Below are 19,088 nucleotides of genomic sequence, written 5' to 3'. Positions count from 1 at the left end.
TTATTCATTAATCAAATGGTCCAGTTCTTCGAATATCGAATTCATACTCTTAAACTCCGGTACCATTTTCTTCATATTGGTTACCACCTGCATATCATCATCCTGCTTAGCAGATTTGATCAGTTCGGCGATATTGCTGGCCACTTCATCAAATACATATTCCCTCACCTTACCAATCATAATCTTCTCATGATGGGTAGGCATTGTATTTTCGTTGTCGTTTAGCAGTTCCTCATAAAGTTTTTCTCCGGGACGAAGACCTGAAAACTCTATTTTAACATCTACGTTCGGCTCAAGTCCCGCCAGCTTGATCATTTTTTTGGCAAGGTCAAAAATCCGTACAGATTTACCCATATCAAAAACAAATATTTCTCCGCCATTGCCCATACAGCCGGCTTCAAGCACCAATCGGCAGGCTTCCGGGATGGTCATAAAATACCTTGTGATATCAGGATGGGTAACCGTTACCGGGCCACCTTTTTCGATCTGTTGCCTGAAACGCGGAATCACCGATCCGTTAGATCCGAGCACATTGCCAAACCTGGTGGTGATGAACTTGGTTACAGGTCTTTTTTCAAGCCGGTTAATATAACTGAGTCCGTTACTGAAAATAAAATCCCGCTGTCCGAGTGAGTTATTGAGTGACTGAACATAAATCTCCGCAATTCTTTTGGATGCGCCCATAATGTTGGTCGGATTTACCGCTTTATCAGTTGAGATCATGACGAACTTCTGAACCCCGTATTTAACGGCTTTATCGGCAACTGTTTTTGTACCCAGTACATTTGCTTTTATTGCTTCTGCAGGATTATCCTCCATCAAAGGGACATGTTTGTACGCAGCCGCATGATAAACGTAATCCGGCCTGTACATGTTAAACAGTTTGTCCATGCGCTGTTCATCCCGTACATCGCCTACAAAAGCCTGGTAATTTTTAGTGCGGTCGCTTTCATCCAGTTCGAGGTAAAGTTCGTGCAGCGCGGTTTCAGACTGATCGCATAAGATGATCAGACCAACATCAAATTTTGATAACTGCCTGACGATTTCACTACCGATGGAACCCGCAGCCCCGGTAATCAGAATGCGTTTTTTGTGCAGCATCTTTCCAATCCCTTCAATATCTATCCTGATCGGTTTCCTGTTCAGCAAATCCTCAATATTTAATTTTTGAATCTGTGCCGGCTGTAATTTTCCATTGGTCCAGGCATCAGCAGGAGGGATGTTTAATACTTTGATATCATGTTCTAAACACAGGTCCACAATCGCATCTCTTTTTTCGGCAGGTATGGTATAAGATGCGAAAATAATTTCATCTATCTCATGTTTGGCAATTAAGTTCCCAAGATTTCGGGCATCAAGGATACCTACACCATCAATGGCCTTACCAATTTTACGTTGATCGTCATCTACAAAGGCAACGATATTCTTATTAACCTTATCATCATGGTCAAAAGTTCTTTTGGTCGCCATACCCGCTTCACCTGCACCATAAATGATGACCTTTTTTTTGTCCAGTTTCAGATTTTTGATGTACATAAAAAAGTACTTGATAAAAACCCGGTAGGTAATCAGGAAAAGAAAACTGAATAAGGCTCCGATAATCAATACCGTATTGGGGATCAGCGGCTTTTTTAAAAAACTAATGGCGGCTAAATTGAATATGAAAAATGCGCCGGTGGAGATCAGAACTGATGATAATATACGAATGGAGTCTTGTGCGCTTGTATACCTGATGATACCGGAATAGCTTTTGGTACACAGGAACCCTATCGAATTAATCAACAGCAACAGCAGTAAATTACTTGACAATTGGTAGATATCCACAGATGTTAAGTTTAAATTAAACTTTAACATATAGGCGAAAATCATTGCCAGTGAACAACAAGTCAGATCAAGACTAAAAATAATCCAACGGGGAACGATATTAATTTGTGTAAACAATTTTTTATAGGCTAAGTGTGCATTTTAAAGATAAACACCCAACAGCAATAATCCTGCCATTTATCAACAAGTGTTTGTACCGGCTCAAGGCACCTAAAAAAGTTTAAGGCCTTGAGTAAGGTTAATCTGCAACTTATGCCCAAAGGTTTTTTGGATACTCCCCGCCTGAGGTCAATTGTTCAAGTTCAGCCCGCACAATTTCAGCATCTTCTTTAAAAGTTACGCCGAACCACCTGGCTTCGGTTTTAACCAGGCTTACTACGCCTTCACCAGCACCGATCAGTTTATCCACCACTTCAGGGATCAGAAATTCCGACTTCAAATCGCCGTCATGCTGATCCAGGAATTTATCGTATTCACCTTCGCTCCATCTCACAAACGAGGGGGTAAAACAGAAAAAATTCATACTCACCGGTGTCAGTAAATCCATCTCCAACTCATCCCCTTCACTTACCCTAAACGCCTTACCATCACGTTTAAAGATCTCTTTCCGCTCGGTAATCCCTGTAATATAACCCACTTCATCTACTTTTATTTCACCACGTGTAACTGCGCCGTGTTCACTGAGTGTATTTTTTAACTGGTAACCCAGGCAGGCGTATTTACCATCCTGAACGGCTTCAGTTAAAAATTCATATGCCTTTTTAAATGCGTCAAAGCCGTAAAAATCATCAGCATTAATGACGGCAAAGGGCGCATCGAGCACATCTTTGCAACACAATAGGGCATGCTGCGTTCCATAAGGCTTAACCCGGCCTACAGGCAAAGCCCGGCCGTTCCTGAATTGGTCCAGGCTCTGGTATACATATTCGGTTTTCACTTTACCCTGAAGCTTCGGCTCCATTACCGCTTTAAAGGATTCGGCAAACTCTTCCCTGATGATAAAAACAACCTTATCAAATCCGGCCTTAATGGCATCGAAAATAGAATATTCCATAATGGTTTCGCCTGACGGACCAAAAGATTCTGTTTGTTTAGCGCCACCATAACGACTTGCCATGCCGGCTGCAAGAATGACCAGAGAAGGGTTGAGATTATTCATTTAGCTTTTTTTTTAAAAATATAACGCAAAAATAACAAATTAAACAAATTTAAGGGCTTATATCTTTAAAAAAGATGCAATTCTTCTGTATTAACGATTAAAAAAACAAATTATTAACAATAATTTAATATTAAAAGCATTTCCCGATAAAATTCAAAAAGAAGACTTGACTAAAGTCATCAAGAATCTTAAAAATCATAAAAAACACAATTATTTAACCTTCAATTTCCCTGAAAAAGACCTTTAATTTTGGTATCTTCGCAGTATATTTATGTCGTTACCAATTGTTTGTCAAACAAAACTATTCTTATCATCATGGCAATAGCAGAAGTGGTTAAAAAAGAGCACCAATGTCCCAAGTGCAAGAGCGAGCTGAACCGAATTCCGAGAAATTTCATTTTTAAAAAAATACTTCCTTTCATTCCCGTTAAACATTACATCTGTTACCGGTGTAAGCGAAAATTTTATAGGATCGGTTCTTAAAATTAAAAAACCGCTTTTTTAGGATTCATATCATTTAACTACCAGTTAAACCTCATCCCGGGCAACCCTGATCAAAATGCCCATCATCAATTGACTAAAATTTACTAAAACGTTTCAGTAAAACCTAAACAATAACTGCAGCCTAACGAATCGATTTTTACCCGGTTCCGCAATCCGCATCGCTCATCCGTCAAATCATTCCTCTCAGTCGCTGCCAAAAAAACTGATACAATTAACCCTAAGCGTCATCCATTAGTACTGGTAAAGATAAAATACCAATTTTTAGTATTATTCAGCGTGAGTTAAACGGTTTGACCTCGTGCAACATTCCCTGAAATAAATCCGATGGATATCGGATCAGGGAAACGATCAATGGACCGTTAATACTGAATCCACCTCATCATTTATTTTAAGCAGCCTGTGATGCGTAAGGCAGGTAGCCATCAAGCCTTACTCAAAACCCTTAAGTTGATGATCGGAAGTAAAATAAATCTAAAGAAAGACTCACCGGGCAAATTTGCTGAACACTGGTAAGCGAAAAAATATTGAAATTTGAGGCAGGATTAGCCCTTAGCAAGGGAAATCGCTTTTAACTTTTCTCTGTTGGTTCCAGCTCTTTCTGCATATGCCTCAGCGTTATGTTTGCCACGGAAGCACGAAAAACACGGAAAAATTTTAAATCTCTTCCGTGATTTCTGTGTTTCTGTGGTTAATTAATTTTTGAACGTCTTTAAAAGCAATATCCCCGAGCCCTTAGCTTTTAAGTGAAAATGTTATCCATTCATACTGGTAAGGATAAAATACCAATTTTTAGTATCATCCAACGTGAGTTAAACGGTTTTACTTCGTGCAACATTCCCTGGAATAAATCCGATGGATATCGGATCAGGGAAATGATAAACGGACGGTAAATACTGAATCCACCTCATCATTGATTTTAAGCAGCCTGTGATGTGTAAGGCAGGTAGCCATCAAGCCTTACTCAAAAACCACAAGTTGATGACCGGAAGTAAAATAAATCTAAAGAAAGGCTTACCGGGCAGATTTGCTGAACACCGGTAAGCGAAAAAATATTGAAATTTGAGGGCAGGATTAGCCCTTAGCAAGGGAAATCGCTTTTAACTTTTCTCTGTTATTTCCAGCTCTTTCTGCATATGCCTAAGCGTTATGTTTGCCACGGAAGCGCTAAAAACACGTAAAAATTTTAATCTCCTCCGTGATTTCTGTGTTTCTGTGGCTAATTAATTTTTGCACGTCTTTAAAAGCAATATCCTGAGCCCTTAGCTTTTAAATGAAAATTTAATAAGCATTGTCTTCACCCCTGAACACATTGATAATGGTCATAAAAATGATTTTCACATCAAGCATGGCTGTCCAGTTTTCGAGGTAAAAAATATCAAATTTTACCCTGTTTTCCATGGCATCATTCTCCTTGGTTTCGCCCCTGAACCCGTTAACCTGCGCCCAGCCGGTTATTCCTGGTTTTAAAAAGTGGCGAACCATAAACTGGTTAATGATCTTCTTATATTCTTCAGTATGTTTCAGCATGTGCGGCCTGGGGCCAACCACACTCATGGAACCAAAAAAAACATTAAAAAACTGGGGCATTTCATCCAGGCTTGTTTTACGCAGGAAGTGCCCGATTTTGGTGATGCGGTCATCATCTTTGGTGGCCTGTTTTTTGTCACTGTCCTTGTTTACTTTCATGCTCCTGAACTTCCAGCACCAAAAAGGCTCATCGTTTCTGCCACTGCGCAGCTGTTTGAACAGCACTGGTCCGGGGCTTTGAATTTTAATTAAAATCGCTATGATCGGATATAACCAGCTCATGACAAATACAATTACAAAAGTACTGAATATCACATCAAAAGCACGCTTTTTAAACCGGTTGCCCATGATCTCCAGGGGTTCATTCCTCAGGGTAATCATCGGAAATTCTCCCCCCATATACGATATGGTATAAGGTGCCGCCAAAGCGCCACCTATATCGGGTACGAACTTTAACCGTACACATTGCTGGTCTGCCACAGCCACCAATCTGCTTACATCATTCATCCGGTGCGGTGCGATAGCCACATAAATCTCTTTTACGCCAGACTCTACCGCTGTTTGTATTTTTGCCGATATCCTGTCGTTGCCATCCATCGAATCGTATATATCCTCATCATCGCCCACAAATCCAAAGAAATTTAAACTTCTTTGCTTATGGATATAGTCTGATAACCTGATGGCCGTTGCATTCGACCCCATAACGGCCACTTTTTTGGCAGCATTAAATTTGTTGATCACCACGTATTGAATAAACGTGCCTATAAACCGGTTCAGAATAAATGCGCTAACCAGTCCGATATAAAAAACAATTAAAAAGGTCCTTGAAAACTCATATTCTGCGGAAAATAACAGGTAGGAGAGGTATAACACAAAATGCAGCGCTAAGGTACGGTAAGTACCCCTGTAAATGCGCTCCAGTTTTCGTGCCCCGTAAGAAGAATAGAGCCCGAATATGGCAGAACCGAAAAGCCAGATCAAATTATAAACCACCACATGGTGTTTATCCATTTCATTGTGTACATTTTTACCTAATAAGGGCGTAACATGATAAGCAGCAAAGTACACCACGTTAAGCATAATTAAGTCAGTAACTGGCAAAATATACTTTAGCAGGTATAAGTATCGCGTTGGGGTCATACTTAAGGAATGGGATTAGACAAACTCAAATTTAAACAAATCTTCAGGACTAAGCGCGATTAGAAGTAAAAAGTAATTGATATTTGTAATGTAAATAATCGCACACGCTGCAACTGGAAATTGATGTGTAAAAACCACCAGCTGTTATTTTTGATCTCAAGGTAAACGGAATGGCTACACGCCAATTCCGTTTACCTGAAAACCGATTTCCCTAAGCGCTTTATGATCCAGCACATTTCTACCATCAAAAATCTTCGCCGGTTTCAGCATTTTAGCGTAGATTTTTTGCCAATCGTAGTTTTTAAACTCATCCCACTCGGTTAAAACGGCTATCGCATGTGCGCCATCACAGGCCTCATAAGGATCCTGATATACACTTACGCCATTCCGGTTTGATTCAACTGACCGGGTTTCCAGATATTCCAGATCATGGTAGATCTGCTCTGTTTGCACCTTAGGATCATACACCTGGATAAACGCCTGTTCATTCAACAGTTCATCGGCTACATATATTGCAGCAGATTCCCTTGTATCGTTGGTATCTTTTTTAAAGGCCCAGCCCAAAAAAGCGATTTTTTTACCAGAAACGGTATTGTACAGGCTCTTTACAATGTTTAAAGCAAAACGTTTTCGCTGGTGATTGTTCATAATAATCACCTGCTCCCAGTAGTCGGCAACTTCCTGTAAACCGAAAGACCTGGAAATATAGACTAAATTGAGGATATCCTTTTGAAAACACGAACCGCCAAAACCTACAGACGCCTTTAAGAATTTTGGCCCGATGCGGCTATCTGTACCAATCGCCCTTGAAACTTCATTGATATTGGCCTCCGTTTTTTCACAAAGTTCGGATATGGCATTGATAGAGGATATTCTCTGGGCTAAAAACGCATTGGCCACCAGCTTGGAAAGCTCTGAAGACCACACATTGGTGGTGAGGATCCGTTCTCTCGGGATCCAGTTGGCGTAAACATCTACAAGCGCAGCAATGGCCTCCTGGCCTTCTTCAGAATCATCACCGCCGATTAATACGCGATCAGGACTCAACAGGTCTTCTACTGCCGTACCTTCCGCTAAAAATTCAGGGTTAGATAAAACCTGGAATTTAACGCCACTGCCCGTATTATGAAGAATATCACGTACGGCTTCTGCCGTACGAACAGGTAAAGTTGATTTTTCTACAATAATTTTATCGGAAGTAGATACCCTTGCGATTTGTCTGGCACAAAGCTCTATCCATTTTAAATCAGCGCCCATTCCCTTACCAGAACCATAGGTTTTGGTTGGGGTGTTTACCGAGATAAATACCATTTCCGCTTCAGCAATGGCCTGATCTACATCCGTTGAAAAAAAGAGGTTCCTTCCCCTGGCTTCGGCAACAACATCACTTAAGCCGGGTTCGTAAACCGGGATATTATTTACATCAGGATCGTTCCAGGCCGCAATACGTGCTTCGTTCAGGTCTACAATCGTCACTTTAATATCCGGACACTGTTTTGCTACCACAGCCATAGTAGGGCCGCCAACATAGCCTGCACCGATGCAACAAATGTTTGTAATTTTTCTCATTTAATGGTTTATTAGATTGAATTGGAATAGATATGTAAAGTTAAATTCTTTTTTAACCTTAAATAAACTTTTTTAAAAAAACTTAGTGTGAAATATACACTATAAATAAAGTTCAAACAGAATTGAAAAATCAATGTCCATTACAACTATACAGCTAGTTTTTGAGCATCTTAAATACAGATCCTTTTTCCAAACCAAAATGCTTTCTAAATTGATCGGTATTATTTAGCTTATAGGTAGAATCATTTGTCCGGATGGGAACAAGTTTATTTAAAAAAATTTTATTATTGTAAGATTTAAACATCCTTGCAGCATCAGCATTGGGGTTAATGTAGATGTATCCGGTTTTTCCCCTAACAAATGTATTGTTGCTGATCGTGATGTCATTGGTAGAATATGCATTATAATAGTTCAATATGTGAACAGCCGCCTTTTTGTCTGGTCGAACCTCATGGCTCCATCCAAAACCAGCATTTGAACAATAATTGTTGATGAAGCTGCAATTCACAAATTTTGAGGAAGGGCCTAATGTCCAGAATTCGAATGACTGTTCGTTCCGGTCTGCCTTATTATTTCTGAATATCACATTATCGAACACTACGTTCTGACCTATACTCTGCATGGTAAATGCCACATCGTATACCTCGCTAACATTGCAATATTCAATCAGGCAGTTGGTTGCCCCGCTTCCGAGTTCAATCCCATTACCATATCTTGTTGTACCCGCTTTGTACCTGGGCAGGAAAGAACCTCCAATTTCACTGATATCCAGATTTAACAACTTAATGTCTGATGCATTACTGCCTTGAATGGCATGAGCACCTGTCCCTTTTAGCGTCAAATTAGATAAGGTCATGCCGTCACTTAAAATAATGATGACTCGATTCGTCACCACATCAATCATGTTGGTTGCCCCAGGGTCAGCCTCTGAAAATACATAGAGATACGTTTCATCAGAAAAAAAGTCCCACGGCATCCTGAGTTCATCAAGCTGTTTTAATTTATTGCCTTTTATTTTACCGTTTACCTTCAAAAAGCCAACATTGGTATCTTTAGGCGACATATACCCGGTATAGTTCAAAGTATCTTTCAGATTAACCTTCCATATATTGGCTGCATGCTGTATCCAGGCACCTTTAACAATCCGCTTATAAAGATCAATCACGGGCTTATTTCCTTTACCATAAGCGGCAATCTTAATCGGCTTTTTCTCAGGATTTTTGATTGGCCACAAGTTAAAATGGAAGGTATCTCCCCTTTTTAGCAGATAAGTACATCCGGGTTCTACCGATTTGATGGTTCTCCATGTTGTTTCAACCGTTTTTCCATCATTATTGTCGTTTCCTTTACTACTTAAATAATAAGTGGTTTGTGCAGTAAGATTACGCGAAATTAAACAAGCTAAAACTAATAGAAAAAATTTCATCATCTGGTTGACTTGGTTTTACTTATTCTTTTAAAGTGTTCGATGTATTGCTCTACAATAATATCCCAGGTATATACTTTTTCAATTTTTGTCATGTTGTTCTTCAACATGAGTTGATGGCTTTCACTTGATTTATACGCCTTTGTTAACACATCCGCCACCTGTCCAGCTTCATTAAAATACAACGCATCGGCACCCAATATATACCTGTTAAAAGGATTATCATTCGCACAGATCAAGCTGTTCGAAGCCATGGCCTCTAACAAAGAGGGGTTTGTGCCGCCAACGGTATGCCCGTGAAAATATACGTTGGCGTAATACCTAACGTTATTTAGTTTATCGATATTATAAATACCCCCAATAAAACGGATTTGGGTCACGTTTTTGAACTTGTTTTTGAGGTATTCCCCGTAGTGTGTCTCGTGTTTACCAATGACCAGAAATGGCCGGTTTTGATTGGCTGAGGCAACACCATCCAATATAATCTCAATACTGTTTTCGGGTTCCAGGCGGGCAATGAGTAAATCATAGTTGTACTTTTCGATGTTGTATTCCTGAAGTACAGATTCGTCGGGATTAAGGAAGGGATCGGCACCGTAAGGAATAAAATCAGACGCCTTATTGTATTTTTCCCTTAAATAATCCTGAATCCCGATAGAGTCAGCAATGAGGTGATCGCTGTATTTTACGCCCAGTTTTTCAGCCCAGAGCAAAAAGTTCCGGACCTTTGCCGAGTATTTGGTTCGTTTCCACTCCAGGCCATCCATGTTGGTGGTTACAATGGTATTTTTAGGAAGCAAAAAGCCCCATACAGAACTGCTGGTATAGCCTAACTGTAGTACGATATCAAAATTATGTTTTTTTAAATTGAGGATGCAGTTTAAATCGTAGATGAACTGGCCGGCAGTACCCAGTTTGTTTTCCGGATCATAACAATGTACAATCTTAACGCCATTCCATTCGCTTTCCTGATAGGGGTGGTTATGGCTATTGTACACAACAACCTCAAAGCCTTTTTTAACAAGGCCCAGCGCAAGGTATTCGGCACATTGTTCAAAACCACCATAGTGATTCGGAATTCCTCGAGTTCCTAATATAGCAATTACCATTACTTGTTTTTTAAAGTTTTAATCCATTTCCAAGTTTCTTCGATTCCTGTTCGTACAGGAGTAATTTCGATGTCTCCCACAACGCTTGTAACCTTCGAAATGTCTAATACAAAATTGCTAACATCATAAGATTTTTGAGGGGTGTAATTAACTGACGTTGTTAGCCCGGTGGCTAAATTTACCTCCTCGATAATTGAGTTTATTGAAGTTCCCTCACCACTGCCTATGTTAAAAACCCCTTCACCATTTCTTTCAACTAATTTGAATAGAATGGAAACAAAATCTTTAATATAGATATAATCCTTAGTAGCCGAACCATCACCAAATACGGAAAGACTTTCTCCATCTAAAACTTTTCTTAAAAAAGTTGAGATTACGCCCTGTGCTATGAAGTGCCCTTGACGGGGGCCATAAGGATTTGAAGGACGAATAATTAAATAATTTAGATTATATAACCTGTTATATAGATAAATATAATGTTCAATGGTTGATTTGACGATACCATAAGATGATATCGGGTTTAGTGGGACATCTTCAGTAATTTTTGCCTGATCTGCATTTCCATATACGGCTCCGCCAGATGAAAAATAAACAATTTTTTTTATTCCCAGGCGATTCATCAAATTCAGAATATTCAGCGTAGGTATTAAGTTATTATTAATATCCGCAATTTGATCTACATTTGAAGTTGAGGGAACAGAAGCGCTCGCTAAATGGAAAACGATATCAATACCCAACATCGCCTCGTATAAATCAGGTATATTATCTAATTTTGATATCCGATAATCCACTTCTGCTAAAGGAGCTCTAAACTTCTCGTAAGAAACATCAAATACTCTGACTTTATATTTTTTTTCAAGGAAATGGTCTACCAAATGTGAGCCGATAAACCCATTGCCACCAATTATAAGGACATTCATTTTAAAACTTTTTTATAATTACTGATTAAACTATTGTAAAAATTTTTGTCGTTAAAATTCTCCAACACATAACTTCTGGCATTCTTTCCAAATCTTTTCAAGCTGTCAACATCCTGCCAAAGGCTGTCTATTGATGTTGCCAGCATCTTTGGATCCTGTGCTTCATATATAAAGCCTCTTTCGTTATGAGAAACCATTTCGGTTATCCCACCTCTATTGGAGCCTATAACTGGTTTTCCGGCGGCGAAAGCCTGGAGAACAACGTAAGGAAAATTCTCATGCCATATTGAGGGAACGATGACCATTCTGGATGCGTATAGTAACTCATTGAGTTCATCCCCCCAGAGCGGACCTGTAAATTCAATATTTTTTAAATTATTTGCAACAACCATTTCTTTTAACATCCCGAGATCTGGTCCATCACCCACAATTTTGAATGGCAATGAAGGCAGGAGTTTAAGTGCTTCAATCAAAACATCAACACCTTTTTCATCGATCAATCTGCCAAAGTACAAGCCAAAATTTCCAATTTCATTTGACGGTTCCCGATCAGGTATTTTGAACGGGTTAAGTAACTTTCCCCAGTTAAAAGTCCCTGCTCCCCAAAATTCCTCTGTTTTATAAGCCATAAAATCACTTGCAAATAAAAACAAATCAACATTTTTCTTAAAAATATCTAATGAATAATGTACATATGACTCGATTGCACTTGCCACGCTAAAAGCGATGGAATCATGACTACATTTATTGGTTACACATTTATAAAATCTATTTCCTTTACAATCTTCACACAACTTTCCATGGTGAAATAATTTATAGTTTGGACAAATATGTTTATAATCGTTTAGCGACCACACGATAGGAACATTTCTTTTCTTTGCTGCATCAAAAATAGATGGAGAGATATGAGTCACTATTCCAAAAGCATGTATAAGATCGGGTTTAAAATCATCCAATAATTGAGAAAAGCTCGATCTGGCTTTGAAATTATATGGTATTTCGAAGATCGATGCTAGCTTTTTAAGTGGGTTGGATGAGTTGAATTCGGGAGCCTTGATAAAATATTTAGCATATTTGGTTGGTAAGGTTTGGTCATCTATAGTAGAGAAGTACGCGACCTCATGGCCATTTTCTTCAAGAACCCTCCCAACTTCTAAAAAAAACACATCTGCACCACCCGTATACTTAAAAAATTTATGCGTTAATAGAATTTTCATTTTTGTTATAGAATTTCATAAAATTTTAATAAAAGCTAATAATATTTCAACAGGCGCGTTAAACGATAATTGAAAATTAGAGTTGGAAAGTGAAATAAAAATCCAGCTATTTTCCATCAATCAGAAATTTTAAGTTGCCTTTTATATACATAGCTTAATTTAGAGATCAGTTTGTTTGTATTAGATAAATTGAATAGTGATAAAAAATAATGGAATAAGAACTGGCGGGGAAACCTGTAAAATAGCTGGATAGCCTTGCTGTTGTTGACATCCTTTGAAAAATATAATTTCTGCATACTAAAAGACTTTGCGATCAATCGTTGCTCCTTTATTGTAACATCGGGATGATGGGATAAAAACTCGAGAACCGCTGTAGAAGACCGGATCATTTCCTCCTTGTTATTTGAGTAATTACTTCCATGTAAACAATAAACAAATAGCGGTGAATTAATATATTTGTATTTTAATGATCCTTTCGCTTTCAAGATTAAATTCAAATAGGCTGCCCAATCGTCACAACCTTTATAAGTTTCAGATGTATCGATAAACAGTTCATCACCTGGAATATGGTTTGAATTAAAAATGACGAGACCAGGGGTATAAATAAAGGTAGTCTTTAATATAATGCTTTTAAATTCGAATTCCGGCCTAAAGTAATAAATTGGCACCTCTATTTTCTCATTCGGATAGCGAATTACTCCATTTATTAAGTGAATGTGATTATCTGTATCTAACTCCTTTTCCAGTACAGAGAAATAATTGCTTTTAACATAATCATCCTGATCAATGATGGTATAAAATGTGTTTTTAATTGTTTTTAACCCCCTGTTCCTGGATTCGGCAACCCCAATGTTTTTCTCATTTTTAATAATGATGAGATGGTGATCTTTATACTTTTTGCTCAGCAAAGATTCTATCCGATCCGCATCTTCCATGGAATCAATTACCATCACTATTTCATAGGCCAGTAGCTTAGAAGAAGCCTCATAAGAATCGATTAGTGAGTTGATACAGTTTTCAATAAACTTCTCGCCTTTGTAATAGGTTAACACGATTGATATTCCTGACATTTTCTAAATATTAGTTTGTAAATTATGCGCTTGCTTCCTGATTGTGATATGGTTGAAGATATCATAAACATCGGCTTTTTGTTAAGTTTTCATTCATTTCAATCAATGAATTGATTGATTTGGCCTTTTAAAATAGAACGATAACGTTCAAACATCTGGTCTGCATTTCCTTCTGTTGAGTAAAGGATTCCAATTTTCTGTTGGGCTTCTTTAATTGCCGAATAATAATAAGGAAGACCTTTTTCAAACACTTCCACCAACTGATCGAAAAGTTTGTCGTCATCATTAAACAGCATACCGCCCCCCGTTTGTTGCAATATTTCCTTAGTGCCACCAGTATTTCTCCCCAAAACAAAACAGCCGTTGTAGAGCGCCTCAACAGTGACCCGGCCGAAAGCTTCGTATCGGGATGGGACAACTAACAGGGTTGCCTTGTACATTACAGCAGACACATCTGATACATGCCCTACGAAGTCAACGTGTTTAGTCATTCCCAGACTTTCCACTAAGTCGGTTAATTTTAATTTGTAGGCATTGTCGTGAGTATCGCCTACGATCTTCAATCTATAATCGGGGTATTGGTCATAAAGGCGTGAAAAAGCATTAATCACGGACTCTACGCCTTTTCCGTCACTCAGCAGTCCGACAAACAGGATATATTTTTCTTTATCCGGATTGAACCTGATTGCATTTTTACTTAGTATACCGTTATAAATTACGCTATCGTCACCTAAATTAAAATGACGGGCAATTTCCCTGCTAATGGCGATAGGAAAGTTGTTCGGTTTTCGAAGTCGCTTCCTAAATGAAGCTAAGGAATAGAAGGTATTAAGCTTGAAATCCAAATCCTGAAATTCGCGCAGATGCCATACATGTGGCAACTTGCAAATCTGAGCCGCCCAAAATCCTTCACTTAAAATACCTACATTGGTATGTATGATGTCAATCTTCTCACGCTTAACAAACCAAAGTATACGTAGCGTGGCAAAAATCTTGCTAAACCATGTTTTAAATAGTTTGGGAAGAAAAACAACCCGATCAGCAAGCGTACTAAAAGCAGGATAGACAGGCCAGCTCAGCGGAACAAAACTGTAAGGAATTCCCCTCAAATCCAATTGTTCACATAAACTGTCATCTTTCTGTCGCGGTAGCAAAACGTATGGCACAATCTCTTTCCGTTTAAGATTTTCTATCGTGTTAAGCATCGACTTGCTTGAGCCTTGATAAAATGAACTGGTATGAAAGAGGTATAATATTCTCACTTTGTTTACTTTAATTAACTGCTTTACAAAAAATTAAATCGCAAGCACATCTCATCACTTTGTCAGGTACAATTACAATATTGACCAATAATTTTACATTTATTAAGAACACTTCAATACTAATCATTCATCTACTTCATCATTTTATAAAAACTCCGCAACTTATTATAAATTCAGCCATGATTTATACGGCACGATAATATTTCCTGTAGCAGCTGGTAACATTTGTGCCTGAAATTGCGATATGGTCTTATAACAGAAATAAGTGAAAAAGACAATGTAAAACGATAATTTAACAGTTTTCTTAACTCCTTTTAGAATATTAGGAATTGCAACAATTGCAAATATGGATAAATAGAATACAAGTCTACTCCACATTAAATTATCATAAAATAAATTGTTTAAAACAACTGACATTAAAAACAACTTTACATACCAAATGTTAATTTGCTTCAAGGTTGCGCACCTTAAAATAAAAATGCTAATAAGAGTAAAAGGTATTAAATACATATTTACTATACCTACCTTTTCAATTTCTCCAAATGATATTTCACCATAAGACGAATAATCTCGACTTGCTAAGCCACCAAAATAGAAAAAAATTAAATTCATAAAATTTGAAATACTAAATATTTTAAATGAACCTATTATGAAAGATATGATGATAAACCAGTACAAGGAAAGCTTACTTTTGTAATCATACATGTACGCAAAGATTACAAATGGAATAGTAAATGCACATGACCCGTGGATTTGTATCGAAACCATGTAAAAAAATAAACCCCAATATAAATACTTCTTTTTAGCTACCTTTTTACTCTCAATACTGTAAGCTCTTATCCCACGATATTCAAATAATAAATATACAGCGAATATAAATAACGTTATTGCGCAAGACTGCCTAATCATCGAAAAAATATAAAAGAAAAATATAGTAGATGTTCCTATTATCATATAGAGTAATAGAGAAAGCATCTTATTTTCGGATAATTTGTAGATTAAGAAAAGAATGCCAAAAAGGCCAAATAGTGATGTTACAAAGAGAAAAAAATATTCGCTATTAGATAAAAATTTAATTGATCTCGCCAAAATTTCAAATGCAACATCAGTTTTCTCTCCATCATATAAGAAATCAGAATTCTTGAAAAAACTAACATACGTATGAGTATCAGTACCAACTGATACATCTCTTAATCCGACAAAAAATAATATTATAATACTTGTTATGATAAACAATCTTTTCTGTATCAATTTAACAGAAGATGCCACAAAAGTATTGACAACTAAATAGATATATAAATATACAAACGCTATCATAAAGTGTTATTCATATCGACAAATGCGGTTGTTTTTGATCTATATCTATTTTTGATTAGTTTCGGATAATTTAAAACCAACCTAAAAGAATTAGCAAAACAAGTTAATGACTTTAGTCTTAAGCTTTTTAATATCAATCTAAATGGTTGCCATGCAAGATGGAGAATAATATTGTTATTTAAGTTACTTATCTCTACGACGGACGCAATATACTGTTTTTTGATCTGCATTTTTTTTGAATCAAGACGCCATTCTCTATCATGTATTGCTCTAGCTTTTAGAACTATTCCGATTTTAAATCCATGATAAATAGCTCTATGAAGATAGTTATGATCTTCACCATAGTGCGGGAAAGAAATGGAGAATCCCCCAACCCTTTCAAAACATTCACGGGAAACAAGCCAGTGTGCAGCCATTACAAAACTGGTCTCGTACACCTCCCCAATCTCGTTACAATACAAATCTGATAAAATCTCTTTAGGACAGCATAACAGAAAGTTTATATCTAATCTTTTGCTTCCAGCATTCATTTGTACCGGGCTCAAAACACCAAATGTATCGTTATTCTTATGTGCATCAATTAGCGCTTGTAAGGTATCTTCGAAAACCCAGGCATCTTGATTTAATAAATATACATAGTCATATCCATTATGGACAGCAAATTCAATTCCAAGGTTATTGGCTCTGCCAAATCCGAGATTTACTTTGCTTTCGATCAGTTTAAGATATCTGTGGTTTTCCTTAATATGATTCACTGAGGCGTCGGAAGAATTGTTATCGACTATAAATATGTCAACAGGGACAGAGGATTTGGACAAACTACCCAAACATCTATCGATCCATTTCATGGAATTATAAGTCACTATTATAACTAGAACCTTGCTCATTTCTTTCTCAGGACATTAATTTTTGAACCTATTTTATCAGTAAGGAAAGCACGTTCTTGCTTGTTAATACCAATATAATATATTAATAAAAAGGTTATTACCTCAGTTAAAATCAGAATCAGCAGAGGCCTGACCGGCAAAGCTGCAAAATGATAACTCGCAAAGAAGCCAATCGCAATGGGCAATATAAAAACAGGAATAACTCTTAGGTAAACCTCCGTGAAATAATCTTTGAAGCTCATTTTTATTTTCGGCAGTACAATTTTGATACGGATAAATTGTGCGATGAACTCGACCATAAAATGTACAACAAAAACAGACTCCGCAACATTTGTCGCTTTTAACGTAAAATAGGCGATCGGCACAATCGACAAAAGTAAGGAACACTCATACAACTGAAACTTTTTGATATCACCATGAGCCTGATTAATAATCCGAAGGGGGTTAGCAAGGGAACTCCAGATGCTAATCACAATCATTAACTGCACAAAGTGAACTGTGTACCCTGGAACATTCTTTAACCAGATTGTTAAAACGAAGTTGGCCTCGATTATAATCGGAGCTCCAATAATACAAAGCAAGAAAAACGACAGTTTACTACTCGTAGTCATAAGTGAACGAGTATTATTCAAATCGTTGCTTACGTAAGATTTGATAATCTGTGGATTTATTGCGGTCTGAAAATTAGTCGTGAACTGAACGATCGCATTTTGTACCTGGACAGATATTCCACGGGCGGCGTTCACCACAGGACCAAAAAATATATTCAATAAAATGTTCAGGCCCTGTGTAAAGCCTACAGAAACCAGGCTTCCATAAGCAGACCAGGTTATGAAGCCAAAAATTTTTACGACCTGGGCTTTAGTAAAATCTCTGGAGAAATGACTTTCTTTAAAGTTCTTCGAGCAATAATAGCCATAAATTACACGATCCAACAATTGGACGATGAAGATGGAAACCGCATATAAAAGCAATTTGTCAAAACGTTCAGTGTATCGTAAAAGAATAACCAATAATAACTTAGTTCCTACATCAAACAATGACATATAAGCAAAGGCTTTCATTTTCTCATGGGCAATAATCACGGCGTTGTAAGGTACACTAATGATATTTATCACCGTAGTGGCCAGAGAAATCTGATATACCCAAAAGGCAATATCCAGACGTTCGGCCGGGATCTGCATCTTATGAAACAAAAACCATAGTCCGATGGTTTCTCCAATAAGCAGGACGGCCAGGCTCAATAACAGGTTGACAAACAAAATACTGGAAAATGTTTGCCTCATTTCCCTAAAATCGTTTGATCCTAATGCAACCGTTATAAACCTTGAAGATGATGTACTCAAAGTACCACTTAAGAATCCTAATACGACTACAATACCAGCAACCACATTGTAGATTCCAAAATCGGTTACCCCTAGAATCTCCAATACAATTCTGCTTGTGTATAATGAGATCCCCATTGTCACCAGCATTCTGATGGAGAGAAAAAAAGTATTTTTCGCTATTCGTTTACCGTCCATGGTCAAGTGCTACAACATAATATTAACTTTTTCACCTTTTAAACGAACTATTCTTGACGGATTTCCAACAACTACGCTATCATCGGGAACATCTTTAACCACCACTGCGTTTGCGCCGATAACGACGTTGTTTCCAATTTTAATATCTCCTATTACACATGCCCCTGTGGTCACCAGAACATTGTTTCCCAAAACTGGTTTGGCACCGCCAGGCTTACCCTTGCCAACAGTAGAATTATGCCAGATTTGACAATTTTCACCACATGATTCCGGATTAAATCGGGATGAATGGCCATGCTGGATGACTAATCCTTTTGAAATTACGCTGGAAGGCACGTCAAAGTAAAGGTTGGGGATCCCAGGAGCGTACCAACTTACCAAGAGTGCTTTACCTCCAAGCCTGTGATAAAAGAGACTTCTATACTCTTTTAAATTACAGATTAGCTCAAAAAATAAAGCATGTTTTGAACTTTTATTGATTCTTAAAACCTCTCCCCAGCGTAAAAGCTCATATCCCAAAATCGGCTTTTCATTTAATATAAAAAATAGATAATGAGGTATAAAAAAAGGTACTTTTAAATAGAATAAAAGAGTTCTCATGTCTAAATATCTTATTAATTTAATGGGAGTTCCA

The 19,088-nt window shown here is 37.6% G+C and carries 14 protein-coding genes; all 14 read right to left on the bottom strand.

The window, feature by feature from the left end:
* The 14 genes from DV942_RS15155 to DV942_RS15090 all read right to left on the bottom strand — a co-directional run bounded on the left by DV942_RS15155 (position 1) and on the right by DV942_RS15090 (position 19,054).
* The gene (locus DV942_RS15155) at positions 1–1,941 is read right to left on the bottom strand and encodes a polysaccharide biosynthesis protein (protein WP_186462318.1); all 1,941 of its coding nucleotides are present in this window, start codon (positions 1,939–1,941) and stop codon (positions 1–3) included.
* A 133-nt stretch (positions 1,942–2,074) separates the two neighbouring features.
* Positions 2,075–2,983: a sugar phosphate nucleotidyltransferase gene (locus DV942_RS15150; RefSeq protein WP_145858840.1), complete on the bottom strand. Its 909-nt coding sequence runs from the start codon at positions 2,981–2,983 to the stop codon at positions 2,075–2,077.
* Positions 2,984–4,765: 1,782 nt separating this feature from the next.
* The gene (locus tag DV942_RS15145; RefSeq protein ID WP_244950712.1) at positions 4,766–6,154 is read right to left on the bottom strand and encodes an undecaprenyl-phosphate glucose phosphotransferase; all 1,389 of its coding nucleotides are present in this window, start codon (positions 6,152–6,154) and stop codon (positions 4,766–4,768) included.
* A gap of 174 nt (positions 6,155–6,328) precedes the next feature.
* A complete protein-coding gene (locus DV942_RS15140; RefSeq protein ID WP_145858838.1) occupies positions 6,329–7,723 on the bottom strand; it encodes a UDP-glucose 6-dehydrogenase in 1,395 nt (464 codons plus the stop codon).
* Between the two features lie 154 nt (positions 7,724–7,877).
* Entirely contained in the window at positions 7,878–9,152 is a 1,275-nt protein-coding gene (locus DV942_RS15135) for a right-handed parallel beta-helix repeat-containing protein (protein WP_145858835.1), read from the bottom strand.
* Positions 9,149–10,258 carry a DUF1972 domain-containing protein gene (locus tag DV942_RS15130; protein ID WP_145858833.1) on the bottom strand — a complete coding sequence of 370 codons (1,110 nt, stop codon included), beginning with the start codon at positions 10,256–10,258 and terminating at the stop codon, positions 9,149–9,151. The genes DV942_RS15135 and DV942_RS15130 overlap by 4 nt, the downstream gene beginning before the upstream one ends.
* Positions 10,258–11,178: an NAD-dependent epimerase/dehydratase family protein gene (locus DV942_RS15125; protein ID WP_145858830.1), complete on the bottom strand. Its 921-nt coding sequence runs from the start codon at positions 11,176–11,178 to the stop codon at positions 10,258–10,260. The genes DV942_RS15130 and DV942_RS15125 overlap by 1 nt, the downstream gene beginning before the upstream one ends.
* A complete protein-coding gene (locus DV942_RS15120) occupies positions 11,175–12,395 on the bottom strand; it encodes a glycosyltransferase (protein ID WP_145858829.1) in 1,221 nt (406 codons plus the stop codon). The genes DV942_RS15125 and DV942_RS15120 overlap by 4 nt, the downstream gene beginning before the upstream one ends.
* A gap of 116 nt (positions 12,396–12,511) precedes the next feature.
* The gene (locus tag DV942_RS15115; protein ID WP_145858826.1) at positions 12,512–13,465 is read right to left on the bottom strand and encodes a glycosyltransferase family 2 protein; all 954 of its coding nucleotides are present in this window, start codon (positions 13,463–13,465) and stop codon (positions 12,512–12,514) included.
* Positions 13,466–13,563: 98 nt separating this feature from the next.
* Positions 13,564–14,727: a glycosyltransferase family 4 protein gene (locus tag DV942_RS15110; protein WP_145858823.1), complete on the bottom strand. Its 1,164-nt coding sequence runs from the start codon at positions 14,725–14,727 to the stop codon at positions 13,564–13,566.
* 165 nt (positions 14,728–14,892) lie between these two features.
* Complete coding sequence (locus tag DV942_RS15105) at positions 14,893–16,044, bottom strand: EpsG family protein (protein WP_145858820.1); 1,152 nt, start codon at positions 16,042–16,044, stop codon at positions 14,893–14,895.
* Positions 16,041–16,892 carry a glycosyltransferase family 2 protein gene (locus DV942_RS15100; RefSeq protein WP_186462317.1) on the bottom strand — a complete coding sequence of 284 codons (852 nt, stop codon included), beginning with the start codon at positions 16,890–16,892 and terminating at the stop codon, positions 16,041–16,043. The genes DV942_RS15105 and DV942_RS15100 overlap by 4 nt, the downstream gene beginning before the upstream one ends.
* A 35-nt stretch (positions 16,893–16,927) precedes the next feature.
* Positions 16,928–18,454: an MATE family efflux transporter gene (locus tag DV942_RS15095; protein WP_145858815.1), complete on the bottom strand. Its 1,527-nt coding sequence runs from the start codon at positions 18,452–18,454 to the stop codon at positions 16,928–16,930.
* A 9-nt stretch (positions 18,455–18,463) separates the two neighbouring features.
* Positions 18,464–19,054 carry a serine O-acetyltransferase gene (locus tag DV942_RS15090; protein WP_145858813.1) on the bottom strand — a complete coding sequence of 197 codons (591 nt, stop codon included), beginning with the start codon at positions 19,052–19,054 and terminating at the stop codon, positions 18,464–18,466.
* Positions 19,055–19,088: the final 34 nt, after the last annotated feature.

Origin of the sequence: Pedobacter suwonensis (assembly GCF_007833675.1) — a bacterium.
GTDB lineage: Bacteria > Bacteroidota > Bacteroidia > Sphingobacteriales > Sphingobacteriaceae > Pedobacter > Pedobacter suwonensis.
This window is presented reverse-complemented; position numbering and strand designations above follow the sequence as displayed.

Bases quoted from the DNA above. Each gene is read 5' to 3' on its own strand.
- DV942_RS15150 (WP_145858840.1), bottom strand. From the start codon at position 2,983: ATGAATAATCTCAACCCTTCTCTGGTCATTCTTGCAGCCGGCATGGCA.
- DV942_RS15145 (WP_244950712.1), bottom strand. From the start codon at position 6,154: ATGACCCCAACGCGATACTTATACCTGCTAAAGTATATTTTGCCAGTT.
- DV942_RS15140 (WP_145858838.1), bottom strand. From the start codon at position 7,723: ATGAGAAAAATTACAAACATTTGTTGCATCGGTGCAGGCTATGTTGGC.
- DV942_RS15135 (WP_145858835.1), bottom strand. From the start codon at position 9,152: ATGATGAAATTTTTTCTATTAGTTTTAGCTTGTTTAATTTCGCGTAAT.
- DV942_RS15130 (WP_145858833.1), bottom strand. From the start codon at position 10,258: ATGGTAATTGCTATATTAGGAACTCGAGGAATTCCGAATCACTATGGT.
- DV942_RS15125 (WP_145858830.1), bottom strand. From the start codon at position 11,178: ATGAATGTCCTTATAATTGGTGGCAATGGGTTTATCGGCTCACATTTG.
- DV942_RS15120 (WP_145858829.1), bottom strand. From the start codon at position 12,395: ATGAAAATTCTATTAACGCATAAATTTTTTAAGTATACGGGTGGTGCA.
- DV942_RS15115 (WP_145858826.1), bottom strand. From the start codon at position 13,465: ATGTCAGGAATATCAATCGTGTTAACCTATTACAAAGGCGAGAAGTTT.
- DV942_RS15105 (WP_145858820.1), bottom strand. From the start codon at position 16,044: ATGATAGCGTTTGTATATTTATATATCTATTTAGTTGTCAATACTTTT.
- DV942_RS15100 (WP_186462317.1), bottom strand. From the start codon at position 16,892: ATGAAATGGATCGATAGATGTTTGGGTAGTTTGTCCAAATCCTCTGTC.
- DV942_RS15095 (WP_145858815.1), bottom strand. From the start codon at position 18,454: ATGGACGGTAAACGAATAGCGAAAAATACTTTTTTTCTCTCCATCAGA.
- DV942_RS15090 (WP_145858813.1), bottom strand. From the start codon at position 19,054: ATGAGAACTCTTTTATTCTATTTAAAAGTACCTTTTTTTATACCTCAT.